The organism is Streptomyces sp. NPDC001903 (assembly GCF_042891345.1).
Taxonomy (GTDB): Bacteria; Actinomycetota; Actinomycetes; order Streptomycetales; family Streptomycetaceae; genus Streptomyces.
In genome coordinates, this window is the sequence record NZ_JBIASZ010000029.1 from 21899 (window position 1) to 45393 (window position 23495).

Sequence of the window (23495 nt, forward strand, 5' to 3'; positions counted from 1 at the left end):
CCGTCGGTGTAAGGGCCAGTCTGCCCTGTCTTGCGCTTACCCGTCAGCCCGTGTCGGACCGATCACTCCCCAACTAGCTGACGGTTCGTCAGATCGACGCTACCGTAGTCCGCATGGAGACCTTCCCGAAGATCATCTCGGTGGACGACCACACGGTTGAACCTCCCCACGTCTGGCGGGACCGGCTCCCGTCCAAATACCAGGACACCGGCCCCCGCATCGTTCGCGCGCCCCTGAAGGAAATGACCTTCCTCGGCGGGAAGTTCGCACCCGTCATGGGGGCCAAGGGCGACGACGGCCCGATCGGCGACTGGTGGGTGTACGAGGACCTCCACCGCCCCCTCACCCGCCTCGACACCGCCGTCGGCTACGACCGCGACGAGATCAAGCTCGAAGTCATCACGTACGAGCAGATGCGCCCGGGCTCCTTCTCGGTTCCCGAACGCCTCGCGGACATGGACGTCAACCACGTCCAGTCGGCCCTCTGCTTCCCGACCTTCCCCCGCTTCTGCGGCCAGACCTTCACCGAGGCCAAGGACCGCGAGCTCGGGCTGCTCGGCGTACGGGCGTACAACGACTGGATGGTGGAGGAGTGGTGCGGCCCGGACGCCCGCGGCCGCCTGATCCCCCTCACCCTGATCCCGCTCTGGGACGCCCGGCTGGCGGCGGCCGAGGTCCGCCGCAACGCGGCGCGCGGCGTGCGCGCGGTCGCCTTCTCGGAGATACCGCCGCACCTGGGCCTCCCGTCCGTCCACACCGACGAGTGGGACCCCTTCCTGGAGGCGTGCGACGAGACCGGCACGGTCATCGCGATGCACATCGGCTCCTCGTCGCGCATGCCGTCGACCTCGGCGGACGCGCCGCCGGCCGTCGGATCCACCATCACCTTCGCCAACTGCTGCTTCTCGATGGTCGACTGGCTGATGAGCGGCAAGTTCGAGCGCTTCCCGAACCTGAAGATCATGTACGCGGAGGGCCAGATCGGCTGGATCCCGTACATCCTGGAGCGCGCGAACGTGGTGTGGGAGGAGAACCGCGCCTGGGGCGGCGTCGCGGACAAGGTGCACCGGCCGCCGTCGGAGCTCTTCGCGGAGCACGTCTTCGGCTGCTTCTTCGACGACCCGTTCGGCCTGAAGAACCTGGACTCGATCGGCGTCGCCAACGTCCTCTACGAGACCGACTACCCGCACTCGGACTCGACGTGGCCGAAGTCGCGCGAGGTGGGCGAGGCCCAGATGTCCCACCTCGCGCCGGACGTGGTGGACCGCATCGTGCGCGGCAACGCGATCGACCTGCTGGGCCTGACGCCCGAAGGGCTGTGGGCCGGGGCGTAGACGGGAGCGCGGGCCGGTGCACGGGCAGGCGCACGGTCCGGTGCACGGCCGGGAGTTCGGGGTCCCCTTGCGGCGAAGGCGAACATCAAGGCATGCTTCGCCGGAGCAAAGTGGGAGGGGCGGTGGCGGTGGACAAGCGGACCGTGGTGACCGGAGTGTTGTGCGCGGTGGCGGCGCTGGGCGCGTCCGCCGTCATGACGAAGGTGGTGCCGGCTGCGGAGGGCCGGCCGGAGGCGCACGTCAAGGCGGCTGCCCCGGCGAAGCCCTCTCCGAGCGCCTCTTCGCGATCGCAAGCAGCGAAGCAGCCGCAGCTGAACACCTCGGGAACACCCCGGCCGGGCAGCCCCGCCGCCTTCACCGGCGCCCTGTTCGAGGGGGGCGTGCAGGGTGACCACTTCTGCACCGCCACCGTGGTGCACAGCCCGGGCAAGAACCTGATCGTCACCGCCGGGCACTGCCTGCTCGCCGGGAAGCACGGCGACGCGGGCGCTGTCTTCGCACCCGCGTACGCGAACGGCGGAGCCCCGTACGGCGCCTGGACCATCGATGAGGTCTTCGAGGACCCGCGCTGGTCCGAGGACTCCGACGACGACTACGACCTCGCCTTCGCCCGCCTCGCCCCGGACGCCTCGGGCCGCAACATCGAGGACGTCACGGGCGCCGCGACCCTGGACACCACGGGCCGCTCGGGCGAGGAGATCACCGTCACCGGCTACCCGGCGGACCGCAAGGTCCCGCGCACGTGCACCGCGTCGGCGATCCGCGAGACCCCGACGGAGCAGCGCTTCGACTGCGCTGACTTCCCCGGCGGCACGAGCGGCAGCGCCTGGCTCGGGAAGGACGGCAAGATCATCGGGATCCTGACGGGCGGCGACACGGACGACGTCTCCACGAGCACGATCCTGGGGGAGTACGCGGCGACGCTGTACGCGAAGGCGACGGCGGCGACCCGCTGAGCGGTCCGCGCGGTCCGCGCGCCGCTCTTCCGTAGCCCGAGGGGCGGTTCGAGATCCGCGCCATCGGGGCCACGATCGGGCCTCCCCTTCGGAACTGACGGTCCGTCGGTGAGGGGGTTCCGGTTTGGGTACGATGGTGCATGGCCGTAAACAATCGGCCACTCGACCGCTCGAAGGACTGGATCGGTGTCACCTGGCACGACGCCCGCAGGGCGGCGGGAACGCGGCCGCGCTTGGGTCACGACGGGCGTCGCAGAGGCTGTGGGCGGACGGCGCCGGACGTCGGGCGGCGCCGGGCGCGGGGACGCCCGCCGTTGCGGGAGCCGGTCCGGGCGTAGCCCGTTGGGCCGGATAGGTGGTCTTCGCCATCCGGGTGTGCCCCTCGCCGCTTCGGGTAAGCAGAATGCTTTTGCCGGTTGCCGTGGGCCCTGCATCTCTGTGTGAGTTCGTGTAGTTGGAGGTAAAACCGCCCATGGCGGCGAACGGAAGCCCCACCGTCAGAAGGCTTCGCCTCGGCGCGGAACTTCGGCGGCTGCGTCGGGCCTCGGGCATGACGTCCCAGCAAGTGGCCGCTCTGCTCCTGGTGTCCCAGTCCAAGATCAGCCTTCTGGAGACGGGGCGTCGTGCCATCAACCCCCGCGACGTGCGCGATCTTTGCGAACTGTACGACGTCACCGACCAGTCGTTCGTCGCCTCGCTGATGCGGATGGCGAAGGAATCGGGCCGGCAGGGCTGGTGGGTCGCCTACGGCGACGTGCCCTACGGCGTGTTCGTCGGCATGGAGACGGAGGCCGTCTCCATTCACTCGTACGAGCCACTGGTGATGCCCGGTCTGCTGCAGACGCCGGCCTACGCCGAGGCGGTCATCGGGGAAACGAACCCTCACATCACGGCCGAACAGGCCGCCAACCGCCTTGAAGTGCGGCTGCGGCGCCAGCACCGCGCCCACCACCCCGCCCGCCCCTTCCGTTTATGGGTCGTCCTGGACGAATCGGCGTTACATCGCACCGTCGGCACCGCCGAGGTCATGCGCGAACAGCTCGAACATCTGGACCGCATCAGCGCCCAGCCGCACATCACCGTGCAGATCCTCCCGCACGCGGCAGGAGCCCACCCCGGTCTCTCGGGGCAGTTCTCCATCCTCACGTTCTCCGACAACGACGCGGGAGTCGTGTACTTGGAGCGTTTCACCAGCGATCTCTACCTGGAGAAGCCCGCGGACCGTCGGCCCTACCACTTCATGTACGACTACCTCCAAGCACAAGCACTCGCACCCGAACAGAGCCGCCAGTTCATCCGCGACACCATCCGGATCCACACGCGCACCTCGTGAGCGGGGAGCGGCGCCGACGCTCAGCCAGGGGTCCCGCCTTCCCACCCGGCCAGGGCTCCGCAGGCGGAACACGCCGCGCCGCCGACGGGTTCCCGCACCGGGGCGGCAGCCTCCGGGACTTCGTGCCGGAAGAGCCAGGGGGCATTCGCGTTCCGCTCCAAGACGTACCTGAAGTGCTGCTGGCGCCTCAGTTCGAGGGCGTCCCTGTGCCGCATTCGGCCCACCCCCGACGATGCCATTGCGCTCCAGAACGCACCTAGTACTGCACAGATCAGCACGAGCCTCACCAACATGTCTGCCACAGCGGGTCCCTTCCGGTGACGGATTCGCGCAACGGGGCCCGTGCTCGAGCCCTCGGCAACATCTCCACATAACGCAGCGGCATATGCACGGTAATGCCCCGCGCCCTCATTGCAGCCATGTGCAGCACCCTGTCCGGTTGTAGTAATTTCCTATTTCCTTCATGCGGACCGGTTCCGCGGCGGGGCGGGCGAAAGCGCGCCGTCTGGCAGCACGGTGGTCGCGCCACCCCCACACGGCCGATACCGAAACCCACGCCAGGGGGAGGCCGGCCGGCGCGATCCGGCCCTCCGGCCCACCCCGGTCCACCCCGGTCCAATCCTCGCCATCACCGCCCTGAGCTGCGGTGAACCCTGCTCCTGACGGTTCGCCGCGATGGCGGAAGCGGTGAAAGGAAACGGTCCACGGGTGTGGGCTGCGTCACCATCACCCGCATGGCTCACACCCTGCCCGGCGCCGGAAGCGTTGGTTGGACTATGACAACAGCAAACCGCAGTGCAATCTTCCATCGGCATTCGGAAGAAGAGGATGACCCCGTTCGCCCAGGGGTCTCCCGGATGGGTAAGTGGACATTCACACCGGCTTCATCGGGCCGAGCCCAGGACGAGGCCGCGACTCTCCACCATGAAGGTCTGAAAATCGAACTGAATTACTCGTCGTCGATCTTCGAGGATTTCCTGGAAGCGATGAGCTCGATCCGCCACGAGTTCAATCGACGGTCGCACGGCGCGGCCGCATCCGGGACGTGCGGCACTGACGGCCGAATGAGGCAGGGCTCCCTTGTATGAACCGTACGGTCATCACGACTGGACCGGCTTCCCCACCCAGCCCGATGCCCGCACGTTCCGGCCGGTGGTGGATCCCGAACAGCACACCGGCATGGGGTACTCGCCGCTCGGGACGGCCCAGGAGAACGGCGCGTGGGATCCGGCGGAGGAGCTCGCCTGTCTGCTTCAGGGAAGCATGGGCGACCAGACGCAGTCCTTCGACCGGGTCGTCTTCGATGAAGTGAACGACGCGATGAGCGCCACCGAGCGGGTGGCCGGAGCGCCGGGCATCAGGCCGGCGGAAGCATCCGCGGGGCACCGCCGCCGAACCGTACGGGCGAAGGCGCCGGCAGTGGCCCTCATGCGCACGGGCAGTCTGTGCACGTCCGTGTTGGTCGCTCTCATCGCCGCCGTGGTGAGCATCTTCAGCGGGCTCGCCATCTGCGACGCCCTACGGCACAGCGCCGCGCCCCACACCGGCCACGACGTGGTCAGCTGGTGGCCGCTGCTGATCTACGGCCCCTGGATGGTCGCTTCGTTGTCCATCCTCAGGGCGGCCCTGCACCAGCGCCGCGCCGTCCACTCCTGGTCCATCGTCCTGTTGTTCTCGACCCTGGCCACGCTTCTGTGCGTGGCCCAGGCGCCGAGGACGCTCCCCGCTCAGGCCGCGGCGACCCTGCCCGCCATCGCCGCACTCGCCTGTTTCCAGCAGCTCGTCCGCCAGATCACGCTCACGCGGCCGCCCCGCCAGCCGACGCCGCGACACCGCGGCTCCAGGCCCTCCCCGGCCCCCAGACTCCACTACGGGGCATGACGGTCACGTCCGGGAAGTCCCCGGCCGGCATCGGTCCGCGGCCACCCGCGCGAAGTTCCGCGCCCGGCAGCCGCTCGTCGGGCGCGGCCGAGGACGGTGAAGGCCGCGACGATGCCCCGGCGAAGCGCGGGGCCGCCGGGACGGACAGGGCCGCAGTCCGCCGAGCCGGTCGTGGCCGAGCCGGTCGTGGCCGAGCCGACAAGGAGGGGGACGGCGCCACCGCGTACGGCGCCGGGAGCGAAGGCACGACCTCTGACCGCATGGAGAACGTGGTCCTTCCCGGAGCCCGCCGTAGTGATCGTTTTCATCTGAGGAACGACAACCGAATCCGATAAGTCACGGGCGGTCCGCAATCCGGTCGCGACGGCCCCCGATGACTGCCCCGCACCCTCCCACCGTCCCACCCCCCCCGTACTCGCGCACCACCCACCGAGAGAGGACAGCAACCATGGCGTACGAGCCCTCATACGCTGAACGAATCCGGTACAAGCGGCTTCAGGACGCCGCCTACCAGGCAGGCCTGGACGCCGTCACCAATCTCCAGGCAGCGCTCGCGCTGGCGGGAATCGTGCTCCCCTCCCTCGCCAACGACGGGCCGGTGGGAGCCCGCGGGTTGGTCCGGCTCGGCGGATGCAGCGTCGCCGTCGCCAACCAGCTCGCCGAGGTGATCGCGGCGGGCGCCCACGCCCTGCAGGAGCAGGGGATGTGAGCGCCCGTCCCCCCGACGCGCCGGTACAGACCCCGCCGCAACTCCCCCACCGTCAGGCTGGCTCCAGGAGGTCCTCACATGAAGTGGCGCGATTCGCCGCGCGTACCGAAACCACGGGAGGGACTCGACCCCTACCGCTTCCCCGGCATACGGGACTTGGAGGACACGGGGGGTACGGGGGGTACGGAGGGCGCGGGGGACACGAACGGTGCGGGGGACGCGCGCTTCGCGAGCTCCGTGCCGATCCCGGACCCGCAGGAGCGGCCTGAAAGCCGAATTGAAGCAGCGCACCACCGGCGCCTTGAGTTGCACGCCGCGCTGACCGCGGCCGGCATCCCGCCGTTCGCCGGAGACCTTCACGCCATCGAAGCCGTCTCCGCCTTGGACGACATCACCAACGCGGCCGTCCGGCGATGGATCGCCGGCGCCCGATGACTCACGTCGCCGTACGGCCCTGGTCGCCCACCAGGCCGAGGTGGACGGGCTCGGCCGGTGCGTCGGCCAGCAGCTCCGCGAGCAGCGGCGGCCACAGGGGCTCCCCGAGCGAGGCCAGGGCCTGCTGCGACAGCCACCGCCAGTGCGCGTCGGGGGACTCGGGTACGGGATCACGGCGCGGGCCGGTGGTGACGTAGATGTGCTCGTGCTGGCGGACGGGGATCCCCTGGTGGGTGAAGTCGTGCTCCCAGGTGCAGAGCAGCCGCTGCGGCTCCAGGTCGGTCCACCCGGTCTCCTCGCGCAGCTCGCGCCGCACGCACTCCTCGGGGGTCTCCCCGGGATCGATGCCCCCGCCGGGCGGCAGCCAGTGGATGCCGACTTCGATGTTGTTCTCCCGGAAGAGGAGCACCGACCCGCTGGGGGAGAGGACGACAATCCGCGCTGCCTGCCGAGGAGTTCTCATCAGATCAGCGTACGACGGGGGTGGCCGCTTCGGGGTGGCGCTTGGGGGCGGGGGCTTCGGAGGCGGGGCCGCGCGAGTGCGGTGGGCCACCGGAGCAGGACTCGATGACTCGGGGTCGGGAGGGTGTCCGGGGGCGTCCCGTCAGTCCACTGTCCTTCCGTGTCGGGTCGGTCCGTCAAGGGCGCTCCCTGCGGTCGCGTCGCTTCGCGATGGCCTTCGGCCACCCTTGACTGCCCGCCCCGCCCCGGAATGCCATAAGACTGCCGGGAAGCCCCCGAAGGAATGGCCGGGAGGTTCACGTTCCAATAGAGGCCCCTGGAGATGCCGACCAGCACACCCTGCGGTCAGGACATCCCCTTCCCGGACCACCATCCCCGGCCATGACCGGGGGCGCGCCAGATCGCTACGCGCTCCACTCGGCATAGCGTCCGACGACCGCCTGGGGCTGGTCGACGGCCTAGACGGCGACGATGTGGACGCGGCCACCGCACAGCTTCGTCATGTCGTCGACATCCGACGTCAGGACGACAACGGGACGGCGTTGGCGGAGGGCGGCCTCCGCCACCGCCGCACCGATCGCGTACTTGTGGCCGTGGAGCCCCGCCTCCATGAGAAGCGCCGACGCTCGTCGGGCTTCTTCGTCCCCCACCGCGATGACGCGGACACCGGTGAGAATCCAGTTCAGCCTAGCTTTGTCGGTACGCCGATGGACGGCCTCGATGATCGTGAGTGCGGAGATCACGACCTCCATGCCCCGGCTCCTGGCTTCTGCGACGAGGGCCACGACGGTCTCGTCGTCGCTCACCAGCTTCGACAGGCCTTCGCTGTCCAGAAGCAGAGTGCCTTCGTGGCTCAGCTTGCGGCGGGCCATTCCCCACCCTGTGCGAACGCCTCGTCGAAGACCCTGCGGGCGGTCTGCTGAGACTCTGCCGAGAGGGGCCCCTGACGCTGCTCATAGTCGGCCAGGTACTCATCAAGAATCTGACCGCGCAGTTCACGTTCGACAGCTGCGGCGATGAAGGAGGAGAACTCTCGCTTGCCCACCCGTGAGCGGATGGCCTCAGCCGTTCCTTCAGGCAGCGAGAGGCTCACTCTGGCCGCCGGCCCTTCACCGATTCCGTACGTCGTCTCGGACACCCTTCCAGAGTATCAAACGAGTAGGAATCGGTCCGGCCCAAGGCGGTCGTCTGATGCTGAGATGTGAGGAGCGCGTAGCGATCTGACGCCCGTCCCGGTCGTGGGCGGCTTATGTCCAGCCACAGGCGGTCGTCGGACGCTAAGCCGTGAGGAGCGCGTAGCGATCGGACGCGCCCCCCTGGTCATGGCCGGGGATGGTGGTTCCGGGAGGGAGGTGTCCGGTCGCCGGGGCTTGGCCGCGTATCGCTGAGGGCCCGTCCCTGAACATGTTCCTCCCGGCCATTCCTTCGGGGGCTTCCCGGCAGTCTTATGGCATTCCGGGGCGGGGCGGTCAGTCAAGGGTGGCCGAAGGCCATCGCGAAGCGACGCGACCGCAGGGAGCGCCCTTGACGGACCGACCCGACACGGAAGGACAGTGGACTGACGGGACGCCCCCGGACACCCTCCCGACCCCGAGTCGACAGACCCCGCCCCGCGCAGCCCCCGCCCCACTCACCTCACCCCGCCCGCGCAGCCCCCGCCCCGCCCCTATTTGAGGATCGACTCGTCGAAGGGCCTTTCCGACCAGGCCATCGTGTTCAGGTCCATCACCCAGGCCCTGCGCTGGAGTCCCGTGGTGGCGGCAGTGTGGAAGTCCTTTCCGTCGATGCGGAACTCCGTGCTGTGCACCTTGCCGTCCTGCCCCCAGACGATCTCCGGGACCCAGACGCAGTCACACGCGCGGGTGCGGACCCTGAGGTCGATGTGGAGCGTTCTGCCGTCCGCCAGTTCCTGGGGCAGCGAACTGCCCTCCGTGACCCTCACGGTGGCGAAGTCTGCCGTCCCGTCGAGGTCGGCTGCGGCCTCCAAGGTCGCCGGGCCCTCGCCACACTGTCCGCTCTGCAAGCCGACCAGTGTCGCCGTGGCAGCGGCAGGCGCCGGGCTCCGCTTGAGGATCTTGATGCGCAGTTCCTTGACCAGCATCGGCCTGCTGTCGGCCGGCTGCACGTCGATGACCAGGTGCGTGATACCCGGATCCGCGGCGGTGTGCTCGTTGATGAGGGCGGGATCGGGCTGGTTGTCCTTCCCCACGGGAAGCGACCCGAAGGCGCTGGGCGGCTTGTTCACGACCCATGCCTTCCATGGGCACAGGTACTCCTGCTGATACGAGATGCCCTGCTTCTCCGCTTCCGCCTGCCCGGCCGACGGCACGGGCGAAGGGGCGCCCGCCGCGGGCGTCACGGTCGCGGGCGGCGAGGAGACGGCGGACGACTGAGGAGCCGGCGCGGTGGTGACGGCGGCCAGGGGCGAGCGGGTACCCGATACGTACAGGGGCGGCTTCTCTTCCTCGAACAGGTCGCCGATCCATCCGAAGCCGGCGGCTATCCCCAGTCCGATGGCCGCCACCAGCACCGGGGCGACGATGTACGTGGCGGTGAAGTTCCCGTCGCCCAGCGGCAGGAAGCGTCTCCACCGCGCGCTGTCGTCCGATGGCTGCACGGATTGCAGCTCTGCGGCGGGATCCCCCTCCGCCGGGGCGGGTGGGTCCGCCTGCCGGTCCGGACTCTCCGGCGCCCCTCCGGATGGTTCAGGTGGTTCGGATGGTTCCGGTGGCTCAGGTGATTCCGACGGCTCCGGTAAGCCCCGCGGCGGAGCAGAGTTCTCTGGCATACGCACCTCCTGGGTGGCCGAGATTACAACCGGAGACCGGTGCTTGGTGGCCGATCGGAGCCACGCGGCCGCACCGTCTACCGCGGCCAGAACTGGGACAGTGCCGCCTCCTTGTACGGGGTCGGGGTGACGCTCAGGTCGCCTGCGAAGGGGCGGTCCAGGGCCATCACCAGCAGCAGGCTGAAGCCGATCAGCCCGGCCACCGCCGAGACGAACAGCAGCTGCATCTTCAGGCTGCGCAGGCCGAAGAGGAAGGTGAGCGGGAGGATCACGAGGGCGCCCCCGTACACCAGCACCTGGAGCAGCACCGGCAGGGACGTTTCGGCCATCGTGATGCGGGCCCGGCGTTGCGCCGCGACGTCGTTGAGGCGGCTCGCGGCCTCCTCGTAGAAGGTCTCGCTGCGGGCGCCGGCGGGCTCGTACGCCTGGAGCGCCCGGTACAGCCCGTGCGTCTGCTCGGCGGTCGCGTCGTAGCTGGGGCGGCCGTCGCGCATCATCGGCCACTGGACCTCGACGACGGCGTGCACGTAGTCGCCCACCGCCCTCTCCACGCGGGCGCGTTCGGCCGGCGGGAAGGCCTCGGCGCTGCGGACGACGAGGGCCAGGTCGGTGGCCTCGGTGGCGACGACGGTCTGGGTGTTCTCCAGCTGGGTCCAGAGCGTGACGACGACGAACGCGAGGATGATGCCGTAGATCGCTCCGAACATGCCGAGGGCCACGCCGACCATCTCGTTGTGCTCGCCGCCCGCCAGGTGCGGGAAGCGGCGGCGGGCGGCGAGGCTGCCGCCGACGGCGAGGGCGACGAAGCCGCCGACCAGGAGGACGCCGAGGGTGAACGTGCTGAAGGTGTTGAGCAGCCACAGGATCATGGCCTGCTCAACGACCGACTCCTCCTGAGGGCCCGCCGCGACGGGCCGCGGTCAGCGCACCGACGGGGCCTTCGGGAGCCCGTCGACGGCGTTGCCCGCACCCGCGAGGGAGCTGTCGGTGGCGTGGGTGGCGGAGCCGGCGGCGGACGCGGTCACGGCGAGGGCCGTCTTCGTGTCGTCCACGACCTTGCCGGGGTGGTTGGCGATGTCCCCGATGCGCTTGGTGACGGGCTGTCCCTCGATGGTGGGGCCCGTGGTGTCGGCGTGGGCGGCGAGGGGGCTCAGGGCGAGGGCGGCGCCGCTGGTGAGGACCAGGGCGGCGAGGCGGCGCTTCATGGGGTTCATGCCCTGCCCAACGACCCGCCGCCGCCGCGGGTCACCGCCCGGCCCCCCTTGGGGTGACGTCCGGTGTTGGGTCCGCGGCCCGGATCGGGGGGATCGGTCCGGGCCGCGGGGGGACTCCTCAAGTGTGGGGCGGGGTCAGTCCTCGACCACCAGGGCCGGAGTGGACTTTGTCAGGATCTCCCCGCGGAAGAAGGCCGGGCTGCGGCGCTGCGTGACCAGCATGATCACCAGGCCGAGGGCCAGGAGGCCGACGCCGATGACGAAGACGCTGCCGACGCCGAGGACGGTGGAGCCGGAGCCGTAGGACGGGTTCCACATGTCGATCAGGGTCTTGAGGAAGACGGCGGCGAGCAGGAGTCCGCCGAGGACCGGGAAGACGCCCTTGAAGAACAGGTCCCGGGCGGAGCGGCGCAGTTCGCCGCGGAAGTACCAGGCGCAGGCGAAGGCCGTCAGCGAGTAGTAGAAGCAGATCATCAGGCCGAGCGCGAAGATCGTGTCGGTCAGGACGTTCTCGCTGACGAGCGTCATCACGGTGTAGAACGCGCCGGTCGCGACGCCCGCCATGACGGTGGCGCGGCCCGGGGTCTTGAAGCGCGGGTGGACCTTGGCGTAGGAGGCCGGGAGGGCCTCGTACGTGGACATGGCCAGGACCGTGCGGGCGACCGGGATGAAGGTGGTCTGCAGCGAGGCGGTCGCCGAGGCGAGGACGGCGACGAAGAGCAGGATGCCGAGCATCGGGCCCATGACCGGGCCGGCGAGGGCGGCGAAGACGTTGCCGGAGGTCTCCGGGTTGCCGAGGCCGAGGCCGGAGGTGCCGGAGCCGACGGCCATCTGGGCGGCGATGCCGGTGGCCAGGTACGAGCCGACCAGGACGACCATCGCGATGAGCGAGGCGCGGCCGGGGGTCTTGGCGGAGCCGGTGGTCTCCTCGTTGGTGGCCAGGCAGGCGTCCCAGCCCCAGTACATGAAGATCGAGAGGGAGAGTCCGGCGGTGAAGGCGCCCATGGACTCGACCGCGAAGGGGTTCATCCACTGCCAGGAGAAGTCCAGGCCGGTGTCGAAGGTGCCCGCCGAGGCCTTCTGGAAGGCCATCGCGACGAAGATGGCGAGGACGGCGAGCTGGAGCCCGACCAGGGTGTACTGGACGCCCTTGGTGGCGGTCATGCCGCGGTAGCTGATGGCGGTCGCCGCGGCGATCAGGGTGAGGCAGGTGGCGATGTGGACGAGCTTGTCGTCGTCCAGGGCCGCGATCGAGGGATTGCCGGTGATCTCTCCGGCGAGCAGCCAGAAGTACGAGGTGGCCACGCCCGCCAGGTTGGAGAGGACGATGATCGTGGCGATGACCAGGCCCCAGCCGCACATCCAGCCGATCCGCGGGCCGAAGGCCTTGACGGTCCAGGTGAAGGAGGTGCCGCAGTCCGGTACGGCCTTGTTGAGCTCGCGGTACGCGAAGGCGACCAGCAGCATCGGCAGGAAGCCGGCCAGGAAGACCGCCGGCATCTGGACGCCGACCTCACCGGCGGTGGAGCCGAGGGTCGAGGTCAGGCAGTAGACGGGGGCGACAGTGGAGATGCCGATGACGGCACTGCCCACCAGGCCCACGGAGCCCTTGCCGAGGCCCTTGCCGCGCACGTCGCCGTCGCCGTCGCCGCCCTCGCCGCCGGCGACGCCGCTCACCGTGTCTCCGACCCGAGGCCGAACGTCCAGCTGTGTCATGGGTCAGGACGTTAGAGGCTGCGTTTTCCATATCCGGAGGGATTGAGTCCGACCGGCTACCGGCGGGAACACCTTCGAATCCAGAGCTTGCGGCGGTTCATGAACCCGTAATGCAAGGTTCATGCGCGCGTCCGCCCCCTGCTCAACAGGGAGCGGACAGCCCGTTCCGGAATGCGGAAACCGCAGCAGTACCCCTTTTGTGCCGGTTTGAACTTTCCCGTGTGACCTGAGTCTCAGCTCGTCCAGACGATCGACTGCACCTCGCTGTACGCGTGCAGCGCGTACGAGCCCACGTCCCGGCCGACGCCCGAGCGCTTGAAGCCCCCGAACGGAGCCTCCATGTTCCGGCCGATCGTGTTCACGCCCACCCCGCCCGCCCGCAGCCGCCGCGCCACCCGGAAGGCGCGCGCCGCGTCCCCGGACCACACGTAGCTCAGCAGCCCGAAATCACTGTCGTTGGCCAGCCGGACCGCCTCGTCCTCGTCGCCGTCGAAGGGGACGACCACCACCACCGGGCCGAAGATCTCCTCCCGGACCACCCGCATGTCGTTCGTGCAGTCCACCAGCAGCGTCGGCGCCACGTAGAAGCCGCGGCCCTCCCCGACCACCGGCCGCTCGCCGCCGTACGCGATCCGCGCACCCTCCTTGCGGCCGAGCTCGACGTACGACTCCACCCGGTCCCGGTGCGCCGCCGAGATCACCGGGCCCACGACCGTGCCCGCCACCGCCGGGTCGCCGACCTTCATGAAGGCCAGGTAGCCGGTCAGCTTCTCCACCAGCCGCTCGTACACCGACCGGTGCACGATCACCCGGGTCGGAGCCGTGCAGATCTGGCCGGAGTAGAAGGAGAAGGTGGTGCCGATCCCCATCACCGCCGCGTCCAGGTCGGCGTCCTCGAAGACGACCGCCGCGCCCTTGCCGCCGAGCTCCATCAGCTGCCGCTTCATGGAGCGGCCGCAGACCTCCGCGATGCGCTGCCCGACGCCCGTGGAGCCGGTGAACGACACCATGTCCACGTACGGGGAGTCCACCGCGGCCTCGCCGACCTCGACCGACTCGCCGCAGACCACGTTCACCACGCCGGCCGGGGCGCCCGCCTCGTGCAGGGCCTCGGCCATCTTGAACACCGACAGCGGATCCTGCGGGGCCGGCTTCACCACCACCGTGTTGCCCATGGCCAGCGCCGGGGCCACCTTGCCCGCCGGGTTGGCCCACGGGTTGTTGTACGAGGTGATGCAGGTGACCACGCCGACCGGCTGGCGCACCTCCAGCGCCCCCAGGATGCTCGCCTTCCCCATCGGCCCGGCCTCGGTGACCTGCGGGGGCAGCCCGCGCTCCACCGGCTCCAGCGCGCCCTTCGCGTACCGCCGGAAGCGCGCGACCCCGACCCCGACCTGCATCCCGCGCGCGATCCCGGTCGGCGCGCCCGTCTCGGCCCGGGCGAGGTCCGACCAGGGCTCGTACTCGCGCTGCATGATGTCCGCGGCCCGGTCGAGGATGGCGGCCCGCTCCTCCGGCTTCGTACGGGACCAGCTCTCGAAGGCCTCGGCGGCGGCGCGCGCCGCGTCCTCGACCTGGCCGCGCGAGGCCTCCGGGGCGAGCCCGACCACGGACTCGTCCGCCGGATTGACCACGGCGTAGTGTCCGCCGGCCGGCTCGACCCACTCGCCGCCGATGTACAGCTTCCGGGGTGCGTCGGAGCTCATCGCGTGCTCACCGTCCTCGTGTCGCGGCCCGAGCGGAGCACGGTCCCGGGGATCGCCCCCGTGACCTGGTCGTCGCGGATGGTCTCCACGCCGTTGACGCGTACGGACACGATCCCGATCGCGCGGGCGTCCAGCCGCGGGCTGTCGCCGGGCAGGTCGTGGACGAGGGTCGCGGGCCCGGCCTCGATCCGCTCCGGGTCGAACAGCACCAAGTCCGCGTGGAAGCCCTCGGCGATCCGGCCGCGCTCGCGCAGCCCGAACAGCTGCGCAGGGTCGTCGGTGAGCATCTTCACCGCCTGCTCCAGCGGCACCAGCTTGCGACCGCGCAGGCAGTCCCCCAGGAAGCGGGTCGTGTACGGGGCCCCGCACATGCGGTCCAGGTGCGCGCCGGCGTCGGAGCCGCCGAGCATGACGTCCTCGTGCTGCCAGGTCTCGGCGCGCAGGGCCCAGCTCGCCGGGTCGTTGTCGGTGGGCATCGGCCAGAGCACCGTGCGCAGGTCGTCGTTGGCGCAGATCTCGACCAGGCAGTGGAAGGGGTCCTGGCCGCGTTCGGCGGCGATGTCGTTCACGACGCGGCCGGACAGGCCCTCGTTCTCCTTGCTGTACGTGTCGCCGATGACGTAGCGGCCGAAGTTGGCCAGGCGCCGGAAGACCCCGGCCTCCTTGCTGTCGGCGCGGCGCAGCATCTGTTCCCGCACGCCGGCGTCGCGCAGCTTCGCGATCCGCTCGGGCACGGGCAGGCCGAGGATCTCGCCCCAGCCGGGGATCAGGTTCAGCGCGCAGAAGGTGCCGAGCGACATGTTCATGGGGGTGAGGATCGGCATGGTCAGCGCGACGATGCGGCCGCCCGCCTTGCGGGCGCGCTCGCTCGGTATGAGCTGGCGCGGGACCCGTTCGGGGACGGAGGCGTCGATGGTGAGGACGTTCCAGTTCAGGGGGCGGCCGGCGGCGGCGCTCATCTCGACGAAGAGGTCGATCTCCTCGTCGGCGAACTGGTCGAGGCAGCCCGCGACGATCGCTTCGAGCTGGGTGCCCTCGTGTTCGGCGACGGCCTTCGACAGCGCGAGGAGCTCGGCGGGCTTGGCGTGCCGGGAGGCGACGGGGGCGCCGTCCCCGTCGGAGTGGGTCGAGGACTGGGTGGTGGACAGGCCCCAGGCGCCGGCGTTCATGGCGTCGTGGAAGAGGTCGAGCATCTGCCGCATCTGCTCCGGGGTGGGCTGTCCGCCGACCGCGTCGGCTCCCATGACGTGCCGGCGCAGCGCGCAGTGGCCGACCATGAAGCCGGCGTTGACGGCGATCCGGCCCTCCAGCGCGTCGAGGTACTCGCCGAAGCCGGACCAGGTCCAGTCGACGCCCTCCTCCAGGGCCTTGAGGGCCATGCCCTCGACCTTGCTCATCATGCGCCGGGTGTAGTCGGCGTCCTCGGGGCGGTCCGGGTGCAGCGGGGCCAGGGTGAACCCGCAGTTGCCGCCGGCGACGGTGGTGACGCCGTGGTTCATGGAGGGGGTCGCGTACGGGTCCCAGAAGAGCTGGGCGTCGTAGTGCGTGTGGGGGTCGACGAAACCGGGGCACAGGACGAGTCCGTGCGCGTCCTCGCCGGTCCGGGCCTCCTCCGCGACCGTGCCCGGCTCGGCGATGACGGCGATCCGCCCGTCGCGCAGGCCGACGTCCGCCACGCGGGCGGGGGAGCCGGTGCCGTCGACGACGGTGGCTCCCTTGATCAGGTGGTCGAGCATGACGTCCCCTCTGCCGGTGTTCGTGTCGCTGGCCGTCGTCCGTGGGCCGCGCCTCCGCGGGCGCCCCGCTCCCGGGTGCCGTCCCCGGATGCCGTCCCCAGGACGTCCGCGCGCCCCGGCCGGAGGCCGCCGGGCCGGCCGCGGCCTCGGCATGACCTCCGGCCGGGGCCGGTGCGGGGCGGCGGTCCGGGAAGACGCCGCCCCCGTAATGTCCGCCGGGTCAGGCGGCCTGGCGGAAGCGCGTGGTGCGGTGGACCGGGTCCGTGTCGATCTTCGGGATCACGTGCTCGCCGATGAGCTTGACGGTGTTCATCGTGTCCTCGTACGAGACCCCGGTCGGCAGGCCGAACGACAGCTGGTCCGCCCCCGCCTGCTCCCAGCGCTTGCACTGCGCGAGCACCTCGGACGGGTCCCCGCAGATCAGCAGCTCCTCGGCGATCAGCAGCTCGATGATCTCCGCGTTGTACTCGGGCAGCGTCTCGGGCCACTGCGGGATCGCCTCGGGCCGCGGGAAGGTGTCGTGGTAGCGGAAGACCAGCGACTGGAAGCGGTTCATGTTCGCGTTGACCGCGATCTCCACCGCCTTGTCGTGCGTCTCGGCGCAGATCGCGGTGGAGGTGACCATCACGTTGTCGTTGACGAACGCGCCGATGGCCTTGGCCTCCTGGATGGCCGTCTTGTACTGCTCCAGCACCCACTCCATGTCGGAGACCTTCTGGACGCTGAAGCCGAGCACGCCGAGGCCCTTCTTCGCGGCCATCGCGTACGAGGAGGGCGAGCCGGCGGCGTACCACATGGCAGGGTGGGCCTTGCCGTACGGCTTGGGGAAGACCTTGCGCGGCGGCAGCGACCAGTGCTTGCCCTGGAACCCCTCGTACTCCTCCTGGAGGAACATCTTGGGGAACTCGGCGATGGTCTCTTCCCAGATCTCCTTGGTGTGGTTCATGTCCGTGATGCCGGGCAGGAAACCGAGGATCTCGTGGCTGCCGGCGCCGCGCCCGGTGCCGAACTCGAAGCGGCCCTTGGAGAGGTGGTCGAGCATCGCGACCTTCTCGGCCACCTTGACGGGGTGGTTGACCGGCGCGAGCGGGTTGAAGATGCCGGAGCCGAGGTGGATGCGCTCGGTGGCGTGGGCGAGGTAGGCGAGGAAGACCTCGTTCGCCGACAGGTGCGAGTACTCCTCCAGGAAGTGGTGCTCGGAGGCCCAGGCGTACTTGAAGCCGGACTTGTCGGCCTGGATGACGTACTCGGTCTCCTCGATCAGCGCCTTGTGCTCTGCCTCGGGGTCGACCTTGGACCGCGCCTCAGGCACGTATCCCTGCACGAAGAGCCCGAATTCCAAGGGGGTTCACCGTCCTTTGATTTCTGACGTGTCGTCAGATTTGATGAGTCGACTGTTCCACCGGGGAAGCGGGAGCGTCAATACCTGACGCCTCATCAGATGGTGGTCGGACGGGAGTCACATGATGCTGACGCCCGCCATCCAGCCGCCGTCGATGACGAACGGCTGGCCGGTGATGTACGAGGAGTCCTCGCTGCTCAGGAACAGGGCCAGCCTGGCGATCTCGTCGGCCCGGCCCACCCGCCCCATCGGCACGACCCGCCCGTACAGCTCCGCCATCGCGTCCCGGGCCTCGTCGCTCATGTTCGCCGGGTCCAGCAGGCCCGGGTTGGCCATCGGGGTGTCCACCGCGCCGGGGCACATCGCGTTGACCCTGATGCCCTTGGCGGCCAGCTCCAGGGCGGCCACCCGGGTCAGGCCGACGATCGCCGCCTTGGTCGCCGCGTACGCGCCCACGTACGCCATGCCCGTCAGGCCCGTGTACGAGGAGGTGTTGACGATGGTGCCGCCGCCGGCCGCCTCGATCTCGGGGGCGAAGGCCTTGATGCCGAGGAAGGTGCCGACCTGGTTGACCCGGATCAGCTGCTCGAACTCCGCCAGCGGAGTCGAGACCAGCTCGTTGAAGCGCAGGATGCCGGCGTTGTTGACCAGTCCGTCCACCGGGCCGAAGGCCTCCTTCGCGGTGGCGACGGCGGCGGCCCAGTCCTCCTCCCGACCCACGTCGAGCCGTACGTACCGGGCGCGGTCCTCGCCCGCCTCCTCGGATATCTCCTTGGCGACGGCGGCGCCCTGCTCGTCCAGCACGTCGCAGAGGAGCACCTTGGCGCCCTCGGCCGCGAAGAGCCGGGCCTCCTGCTCGCCCTGGCCGCGCGCCGCGCCCGTGATGACGACGACACGCCCGTCCAGCTTGCCCATGCCCGTACTCCCAGTCGTCGAGGTGTTCAGTCGAGGCGTTCGGTCGAGGTTCAGTCGTTGAGAAGCGGGCCGACCTCGGCCCCGAACGCGGTGATCTGGTCGATCAGTTCGGCGCGGTCGCGGCTGCGGAAGCGGACCTGGATCTGGTCCACGCCGAGGGCCCCGTACGCGCGCAGGGACTCGGCGAGCGCCTCCGCCTTGCCGGTGAGGGTGCGCCGGCCGGTGTCCCAGCCGGGCTCGCCGACGTACAGCGCCTCGGTGATCGCGCCGAACTCGATGGGGTCCTCGACCCCGGCCGCCGCGCGGAGCTCCTTGATCCGGGCGATCTGCGCGGGGAGCTTGTCGCGGGGGTCGCCCTGCGGGAGCCAGCCGTCGCCGCGCACGGCGGCCCGGCGGACGGCGGCGGGCGAGGAGCCGCCGACCCAGACGGGGATGCGGGTCTGGGCGGGGCGGGGCAGCTGGCCGAGGTCCTTGAAGGAGAACAGCTCGCCCTCGAACTCCGGGTACTCCTCGGGCCCGAGGGCGGCGCGCAGCGCGTCCAGGGTCTCGTCGAGGACGGCCCCGCGGCCGGCGAAGTCGACGCCGAGGACCTCGAACTCCTCCTGCACGTGGCCCGCGCCGACGCCGAGGATGAGCCGGCCGCCGCAGAGGTGGTCGACGGTGGCGTACTGCTTGGCGCTGAGGAGGGGGTGGCGCAGGCCGAGGATCGCGACGTGGCTGAGCAGGCGTACGCGCTCGGTGATCCCGGCGAGGAAGGCGAGGGTGGCCACGGGGTCGTACCAGACGGTGCTCATGGGGCCGGCGAGGCGCCGCGGGATGGCCACGTGGTCGCAGGTGGCGAGGTACCCGAAGCCGGCCCGGTCGGCGGCCCTCGCCACCTCGGCGAGATCGGCGGCGGTCGCCGAGGCCTCCCAGGGCTCGGCGTAGATGGTGCTCTGCGACTGGATCGGGAGCTGCATCCCGTAGACCAGCCGGCCCTCCGCAAACACGCGTGCCATGCCGCCTCCGCTTCGTCTTCCGCCCCGGCCCGCCGACCGGGCCCCGGCCGCCGACCCGCATCCCGCCGGCGCCGTGGGCCATCGTCGTAGCTGACGGTCCGTCAGGCAAGGGGTTCGACCCGCCCGGCGGACGGGGCGGGCGCGCCCGGGGGGATGTGCGGGCGCGCCGCGTTGGCTAGGGTGCCGCGCGTGGATCTGTTTCTGACGCTGGTCAGCGGAGTGGCGTGGACCGTCGTGTACGTCGAGGCGATCCGGGTCGGGCTGCGGGACCGGACGTACGCGATGCCGGTGGCCGCGCTCGCGCTGAACTTCGCGTGGGAGGCGACCTACGCCGTGGGCGAGTTCCGCGCCGGGGTGTCCGCCCAGGGCGTGGTCAACGTGGTGTGGGCCCTCGCCGACGTCGTCATCATCTGGACCTACCTGCGCTTCGGCCGCTCCGAGCTGCCGGCCTTCGTGACGCGGCCGCTCTTCGCGGCGTGGAGCGTACTCGTCTTCGGCACCGGTTTCGCCGTGCAGTGGCTGTTCCTCGCGCACTTCGGGACGCACGACGCGACCCGGTACGCGGCGTTCCTGCAGAACCTGCTGATGTCCGGGCTGTTCATCGCCCTCTACGCCGACCGGCGCGGGGCGCGCGGGCAGTCCCTCGTCATCGCCGTCGCGAAGTGGCTCGGAACGCTCGCCCCGACGCTGCTCTTCGGGGTCGTCGAGGACTCGCCGTTCATCCTCGGGCTCGGGGTGCTGTGCAGCGTCTTCGACCTGGCGTACATCGGGCTGCTGGTGCGGGGGCGGCGGGCCGCCCCCGTGCCGGCCGGTCCGGAACCGGCCGGCGTGGCGGCCTGACCACCGGCGGGCGTGGCGGCCTGACCACCGGCGGGCGTGGCGGTCCGACCACCGGCCGGCCCCGCGCTCAGAAGCCCGCCGGACCCATCACGACGACCGGCTTCGCCGCCGGGTCCAGGGTGGTCAGGAGCTTCTTCATGGCCTCCTTCGAGATGCCGATGCAGCCCTGCGAGGGACCGTTGTGGTCGACGTGGAGCCAGATGCCGCCGCCCTTGTCCTCGCCCTCCGGCTTGACCAGGTCCAGCGGGGAGAAGCCCTTGCGGCGGTTGTAGTCGATCGCGATGACGTACTCGAAGGCGCCCGCGAGGGACTCGCCGTTCACGCCGCGGCCGGTGGGCACGAACAGCCGGTTGTGGTCGTACGGGAACTTCGTGCCCGGCGGCTTCTCCAGCAGGCCGCCGGCGTCGCCCAGGCTGAACACGCCCGCGGGGGTGGTGAGGTCCCCGTCCTCGCGTTCGCCGGAGTTCCAGCCGCTGGCACCGTTGTGCGCGGGCCAGCTCTCGGTGCTCCGGACCCAGTCGGCGCCGGCCGCCGGGCGGCTGTAGAGGGTCGCCGTGGACTCCGAGGAGTCCCTCGCCTTGCCGGAGACCAGGAGGAGCTGGCGCGCGTCGGCCGGGATCTTGGCCCGGGTCTCGTCGCTGACCTCGGACAGGCCGTCGTCGGGATCGGAGGCCGCCGGTGCTCCGGGCGCCCCGGCCGCTCCGGAGGCCGCCGGGGCACCGGGTGCTCCCGGGGCGCCGGGTGCCCCGGGGGCGCCGCGGGCCCCGCGGGTGGCGTGCGTGGCTCCGCCGGCCGGGGCGGAGTCGGAGGTGGCGGCGCCGGAGGACGGCGGACGGGCCGCGTCCCCCGGGCGGTCCCCGGTCCTGGCCGAGGCGGGGGCGACGGGGTCGTCGTCCTGGACCGTGTAGATCCAGCCGGCCCCGAAGGCCAGCAGGCCCACGGCGGCGGCGACGGCCACCCGCCGGGGCGAACGGAGGGCGCGGAGCGCGGGGAACGTACGGGGACTGCGGGAGCCGGCTCGGGGGTGCTTGCTCATGCCTCCGACGGTACACACGCGATCATCAGGATTCCTGAGGCGACGCCGTCCGGTGCGGCGCAGGTGTGACCGGAAGGCGCACCCGGACCGTCAAACCGCCGCCCGGTCCCCGATTGGCCCGCACCACCAGCCTCGCGCCGTGCGCCCGCGCGATCGAGGCGACGATCGAGAGCCCCAGCCCGGCGCCCTCTCCCGCGGTGTGCTGCCGCTCGGCGCGCCGCCGGAAGGGCTCCAGCAGCCGCGGCACGTCGGCGGGCTCGATCACCGGGCCGGTGTTGGACACCGTCAGCACCCCGTCGGCGGAGGTCTTCACGCCGATCCGCCCGCCGGGCCGGTTGTGCCGTACGGCATTGGCCAGCAGGTTCCGCACCAGGTGTCCCAACAGGGCCCGGTCGCCGACCACGCTGACCGGCTCGAGGCTCCGGACGACGGTCAGCCCTGCGCCCCCGGCCGACCCGGGCCCCGCCACCTGCCCCGCCGCCTGCCCCTCCGGCAGCCGCGCCTGCGACAGCTCCGTCTCCGACAGCTCCGCCTCCGCGAGCGCCGCGAGGTCCACCGCGGCCGTGGTCTCCAGGCCCTCTTCCGACACCGCGAGCAGCAGCAGCGACTCGACGAGGTGCTCGCTCGACTCGGCGACGCCGATCAGCTTGGACCGGATCCGGGCCACCTTCTCCGGCGGCGGGTCCCCGGCCAGCCCGATCTCGGCGGCCGCCCGCTGCACGGCCAGCGGGGTGCGCAGTTCGTGGGCGGCATTGGCGGCGAACCGGCGCTGCGCCCCGACCAGGCTCTCCATGCGGTCGAGCATGCCGTCGAAGGTGTCGGCCAGCCGCTTGAGTTCGCCGGGCGGGGCCTTGAGGCCGATCCGCTCGTGCAGGTTCTCCCCCGAAAGGCGGCGGGCCGTCTCGGTGATGACGCCGACCGGCCGCAGTACGCGGCCCGCCATCCACCAGGCCAGCCAGATCGACGGTACGGCGAAGACGGCGAGGGCGATGAGCGAGACGACCAGCAGCTCGTGGAGGGTGGCGGCCTCGACGGCGCTGGAGAGGTTGCGGGTGGCGGCCCACGTCCGGAGCTGCTCCTGGGTGGGGGTGGCGGCGCCGGGCGGGAGCCGCTGGGCGGGGACCGCCCTGAGCGGCCGGCCTTCGACGGCGGCGCGCTCGAAGGCCGTGCCGGGGACGGCGGTGGTGACGGCCCCGCTGATGCGGGTGTAGAGGCCGCCCCGCAGCAGGACGTTGATCAGCGCGATGAGGCCGCCGCCGGCGAGGACGAGCAGGGAGCCGTAGAGCGCGGTGAGACGGGCGCGCTCGGAATGGAGCACTGCTCTCATCGCGGATCGGTGCTCGGAGCGACGGCAGGACCGGCGGCCGGAGCGGCGGGCACGGCGGCGGCCGGACCGGCACCCGGGCCCGCGATCCGGTAGCCGGCCCCCGGCACCGTCTCGATCAGCTGCGGCTCGCCCAGCTTGGCGCGCAGCTTGCTGAGGGTCACCCGTACCGCATTGGTGCTGTACGAGGTGTCCTCCTCCCACACCTGCTCGATCAGGTCGTCGTTGCCGAGCACCGCCCCCTCCGCCCGCAGCAGCGCCTCCAGCACCGCGAACTCCTTGCGCGACAGCGCGAGCCGGTGCCCGTCGCGGCTCGCGCTGCGCCGGGCGGTGTCCACGGCGATCCCGCACCGCTCCAGGACCGGCGGCAGGGCGGGCCGGGTGCGCCGGCCCAGCGCCAGTACGCGGGCGAGGAGCTCGTCGTACGCGAAGGGCTTGGTGAGGTAGTCGTCGGCGCCGAGGCCGAGCCCCTCGACCCGGTCCCGTACGGTCCCGGAGGCGGTCAGCATCAGGACGCGGGTCAGCAGCCGCTCGCGCACCACCTGCCGGCAGACCTCGTCGCCGTGCAGGCCGGGCAGGTCGCGGTCGAGGACGAGGACGTCGTACTCGCCCAGGCGCAGGCGCCGCAGGGCCTCCAGGCCGTCCCCCGCCTCGTCGACGGCCAGCGCGTCGCGGCGCAGCCCGTCGGCGATCATCTCCCGGAGGAATTCCTCGTCCTCCACCACCAGAACTCGCATGCCGCCCTCTTTACCGGAATCTCGCATTTCCTC

Annotated in this window: 23 protein-coding genes; 8 read left to right on the top strand and 15 right to left on the bottom strand. The window is 71.1% G+C overall.

What is annotated here, in order from left to right; all coding sequences use genetic code 11:
* Window positions 1-113 precede the first annotated feature (113 nt).
* The 7 genes from ACFYZS_RS38070 to ACFYZS_RS38100 all read left to right on the top strand — a co-directional run bounded on the left by ACFYZS_RS38070 (window position 114) and on the right by ACFYZS_RS38100 (window position 6648).
* The gene (locus ACFYZS_RS38070; protein ID WP_389023433.1) at window positions 114-1334 is read left to right on the top strand and encodes an amidohydrolase family protein; all 1221 of its coding nucleotides are present in this window, start codon (window positions 114-116) and stop codon (window positions 1332-1334) included.
* Between the two features lie 128 nt (window positions 1335-1462).
* Complete coding sequence (locus tag ACFYZS_RS38075; RefSeq protein ID WP_389023436.1) at window positions 1463-2290, top strand: trypsin-like serine peptidase; 828 nt, start codon at window positions 1463-1465, stop codon at window positions 2288-2290.
* A gap of 472 nt (window positions 2291-2762) precedes the next feature.
* Window positions 2763-3623, top strand: coding sequence for a helix-turn-helix domain-containing protein (locus tag ACFYZS_RS38080; protein WP_389023439.1), 861 nt, complete (start codon window positions 2763-2765; stop codon window positions 3621-3623).
* Between the two features lie 734 nt (window positions 3624-4357).
* Window positions 4358-4711, top strand: coding sequence for a hypothetical protein (locus ACFYZS_RS38085; RefSeq protein ID WP_389023442.1), 354 nt, complete (start codon window positions 4358-4360; stop codon window positions 4709-4711).
* On the top strand, window positions 4704-5504 hold the full coding sequence (locus ACFYZS_RS38090) for a hypothetical protein (protein WP_389023445.1): 801 nt from the start codon (window positions 4704-4706) through the stop codon (window positions 5502-5504). Before ACFYZS_RS38085 ends, ACFYZS_RS38090 begins: the two co-directional genes overlap by 8 nt.
* Window positions 5505-5952: 448 nt before the next feature.
* Window positions 5953-6213, top strand: a complete 261-nt coding sequence (locus tag ACFYZS_RS38095; RefSeq protein WP_389023448.1) for a hypothetical protein — start codon at window positions 5953-5955, stop codon at window positions 6211-6213.
* Window positions 6214-6450: 237 nt separating this feature from the next.
* The gene (locus ACFYZS_RS38100; protein ID WP_389023450.1) at window positions 6451-6648 is read left to right on the top strand and encodes a hypothetical protein; all 198 of its coding nucleotides are present in this window, start codon (window positions 6451-6453) and stop codon (window positions 6646-6648) included.
* Between the two features lies 1 nt (window position 6649).
* Here ACFYZS_RS38100 and ACFYZS_RS38105 read toward each other — a convergent pair whose 3' ends face one another.
* The 12 genes from ACFYZS_RS38105 to ACFYZS_RS38160 all read right to left on the bottom strand — a co-directional run bounded on the left by ACFYZS_RS38105 (window position 6650) and on the right by ACFYZS_RS38160 (window position 19525).
* The gene (locus ACFYZS_RS38105; RefSeq protein ID WP_389023453.1) at window positions 6650-7111 is read right to left on the bottom strand and encodes an NUDIX hydrolase; all 462 of its coding nucleotides are present in this window, start codon (window positions 7109-7111) and stop codon (window positions 6650-6652) included.
* Between the two features lie 457 nt (window positions 7112-7568).
* Window positions 7569-7982, bottom strand: a complete 414-nt coding sequence (locus ACFYZS_RS38110; RefSeq protein ID WP_389023457.1) for a DNA-binding protein — start codon at window positions 7980-7982, stop codon at window positions 7569-7571.
* Window positions 7964-8248: a hypothetical protein gene (locus ACFYZS_RS38115; RefSeq protein WP_389023460.1), complete on the bottom strand. Its 285-nt coding sequence runs from the start codon at window positions 8246-8248 to the stop codon at window positions 7964-7966. Before ACFYZS_RS38115 ends, ACFYZS_RS38110 begins: the two co-directional genes overlap by 19 nt.
* A gap of 528 nt (window positions 8249-8776) precedes the next feature.
* Window positions 8777-9727 (bottom strand): hypothetical protein, encoded by a 951-nt coding sequence (locus tag ACFYZS_RS38120; RefSeq protein WP_389023463.1) that lies wholly within the window; start codon window positions 9725-9727, stop codon window positions 8777-8779.
* Between the two features lie 248 nt (window positions 9728-9975).
* Window positions 9976-10767 (bottom strand): DUF4239 domain-containing protein, encoded by a 792-nt coding sequence (locus tag ACFYZS_RS38125; RefSeq protein ID WP_389023466.1) that lies wholly within the window; start codon window positions 10765-10767, stop codon window positions 9976-9978.
* A gap of 51 nt (window positions 10768-10818) precedes the next feature.
* On the bottom strand, window positions 10819-11112 hold the full coding sequence (locus ACFYZS_RS38130; RefSeq protein ID WP_389023469.1) for a hypothetical protein: 294 nt from the start codon (window positions 11110-11112) through the stop codon (window positions 10819-10821).
* Between the two features lie 135 nt (window positions 11113-11247).
* Window positions 11248-12828 (bottom strand): APC family permease, encoded by a 1581-nt coding sequence (locus ACFYZS_RS38135; RefSeq protein WP_389023472.1) that lies wholly within the window; start codon window positions 12826-12828, stop codon window positions 11248-11250.
* A 233-nt stretch (window positions 12829-13061) separates the two neighbouring features.
* A complete protein-coding gene (locus ACFYZS_RS38140; protein ID WP_389023475.1) occupies window positions 13062-14534 on the bottom strand; it encodes an aldehyde dehydrogenase family protein in 1473 nt (490 codons plus the stop codon).
* On the bottom strand, window positions 14531-16270 hold the full coding sequence (locus ACFYZS_RS38145; protein ID WP_389023478.1) for an amidohydrolase family protein: 1740 nt from the start codon (window positions 16268-16270) through the stop codon (window positions 14531-14533). The genes ACFYZS_RS38140 and ACFYZS_RS38145 overlap by 4 nt, the downstream gene beginning before the upstream one ends.
* Window positions 16271-16490: 220 nt before the next feature.
* Complete coding sequence (locus ACFYZS_RS38150; protein WP_389023481.1) at window positions 16491-17612, bottom strand: LLM class flavin-dependent oxidoreductase; 1122 nt, start codon at window positions 17610-17612, stop codon at window positions 16491-16493.
* Between the two features lie 117 nt (window positions 17613-17729).
* Complete coding sequence (locus ACFYZS_RS38155; protein WP_389023484.1) at window positions 17730-18527, bottom strand: SDR family NAD(P)-dependent oxidoreductase; 798 nt, start codon at window positions 18525-18527, stop codon at window positions 17730-17732.
* Between the two features lie 50 nt (window positions 18528-18577).
* Complete coding sequence (locus ACFYZS_RS38160) at window positions 18578-19525, bottom strand: LLM class F420-dependent oxidoreductase (protein ID WP_389023487.1); 948 nt, start codon at window positions 19523-19525, stop codon at window positions 18578-18580.
* A 189-nt stretch (window positions 19526-19714) separates the two neighbouring features.
* Between ACFYZS_RS38160 and ACFYZS_RS38165 the strand changes: the two genes are divergently transcribed.
* On the top strand, window positions 19715-20365 hold the full coding sequence (locus tag ACFYZS_RS38165; RefSeq protein WP_389023490.1) for a hypothetical protein: 651 nt from the start codon (window positions 19715-19717) through the stop codon (window positions 20363-20365).
* Between the two features lie 67 nt (window positions 20366-20432).
* On the opposite strand, the gene ACFYZS_RS38170 is transcribed toward ACFYZS_RS38165, so the two are convergent.
* The 3 genes from ACFYZS_RS38170 to ACFYZS_RS38180 are packed head-to-tail and all read right to left on the bottom strand — an operon-like array spanning window position 20433 to window position 23462.
* Window positions 20433-21401: a L,D-transpeptidase family protein gene (locus tag ACFYZS_RS38170; RefSeq protein ID WP_389023493.1), complete on the bottom strand. Its 969-nt coding sequence runs from the start codon at window positions 21399-21401 to the stop codon at window positions 20433-20435.
* A gap of 25 nt (window positions 21402-21426) precedes the next feature.
* Complete coding sequence (locus ACFYZS_RS38175; RefSeq protein ID WP_389023496.1) at window positions 21427-22728, bottom strand: sensor histidine kinase; 1302 nt, start codon at window positions 22726-22728, stop codon at window positions 21427-21429.
* The gene (locus ACFYZS_RS38180) at window positions 22725-23462 is read right to left on the bottom strand and encodes a response regulator transcription factor (RefSeq protein ID WP_389023499.1); all 738 of its coding nucleotides are present in this window, start codon (window positions 23460-23462) and stop codon (window positions 22725-22727) included. Before ACFYZS_RS38180 ends, ACFYZS_RS38175 begins: the two co-directional genes overlap by 4 nt.
* Window positions 23463-23495: the final 33 nt, after the last annotated feature.

What these genes read in the sequence shown, in the direction of transcription:
- ACFYZS_RS38070 (WP_389023433.1), top strand. Translation starts at nt 114, where the DNA reads ATGGAGACCTTCCCGAAGATCATCTCGGTGGACGACCACACGGTTGAA.
- ACFYZS_RS38080 (WP_389023439.1), top strand. Translation starts at nt 2,763, where the DNA reads ATGGCGGCGAACGGAAGCCCCACCGTCAGAAGGCTTCGCCTCGGCGCG.
- ACFYZS_RS38085 (WP_389023442.1), top strand. Translation starts at nt 4,358, where the DNA reads ATGGCTCACACCCTGCCCGGCGCCGGAAGCGTTGGTTGGACTATGACA.
- ACFYZS_RS38095 (WP_389023448.1), top strand. Translation starts at nt 5,953, where the DNA reads ATGGCGTACGAGCCCTCATACGCTGAACGAATCCGGTACAAGCGGCTT.
- ACFYZS_RS38105 (WP_389023453.1), bottom strand. Translation starts at nt 7,111, where the DNA reads ATGAGAACTCCTCGGCAGGCAGCGCGGATTGTCGTCCTCTCCCCCAGC.
- ACFYZS_RS38110 (WP_389023457.1), bottom strand. Translation starts at nt 7,982, where the DNA reads ATGGCCCGCCGCAAGCTGAGCCACGAAGGCACTCTGCTTCTGGACAGC.
- ACFYZS_RS38125 (WP_389023466.1), bottom strand. Translation starts at nt 10,767, where the DNA reads ATGATCCTGTGGCTGCTCAACACCTTCAGCACGTTCACCCTCGGCGTC.
- ACFYZS_RS38130 (WP_389023469.1), bottom strand. Translation starts at nt 11,112, where the DNA reads ATGAACCCCATGAAGCGCCGCCTCGCCGCCCTGGTCCTCACCAGCGGC.
- ACFYZS_RS38135 (WP_389023472.1), bottom strand. Translation starts at nt 12,828, where the DNA reads ATGACACAGCTGGACGTTCGGCCTCGGGTCGGAGACACGGTGAGCGGC.
- ACFYZS_RS38140 (WP_389023475.1), bottom strand. Translation starts at nt 14,534, where the DNA reads ATGAGCTCCGACGCACCCCGGAAGCTGTACATCGGCGGCGAGTGGGTC.
- ACFYZS_RS38145 (WP_389023478.1), bottom strand. Translation starts at nt 16,270, where the DNA reads ATGCTCGACCACCTGATCAAGGGAGCCACCGTCGTCGACGGCACCGGC.
- ACFYZS_RS38155 (WP_389023484.1), bottom strand. Translation starts at nt 18,527, where the DNA reads ATGGGCAAGCTGGACGGGCGTGTCGTCGTCATCACGGGCGCGGCGCGC.
- ACFYZS_RS38160 (WP_389023487.1), bottom strand. Translation starts at nt 19,525, where the DNA reads ATGGCACGCGTGTTTGCGGAGGGCCGGCTGGTCTACGGGATGCAGCTC.
- ACFYZS_RS38170 (WP_389023493.1), bottom strand. Translation starts at nt 21,401, where the DNA reads ATGAGCAAGCACCCCCGAGCCGGCTCCCGCAGTCCCCGTACGTTCCCC.
- ACFYZS_RS38175 (WP_389023496.1), bottom strand. Translation starts at nt 22,728, where the DNA reads ATGAGAGCAGTGCTCCATTCCGAGCGCGCCCGTCTCACCGCGCTCTAC.
- ACFYZS_RS38180 (WP_389023499.1), bottom strand. Translation starts at nt 23,462, where the DNA reads ATGCGAGTTCTGGTGGTGGAGGACGAGGAATTCCTCCGGGAGATGATC.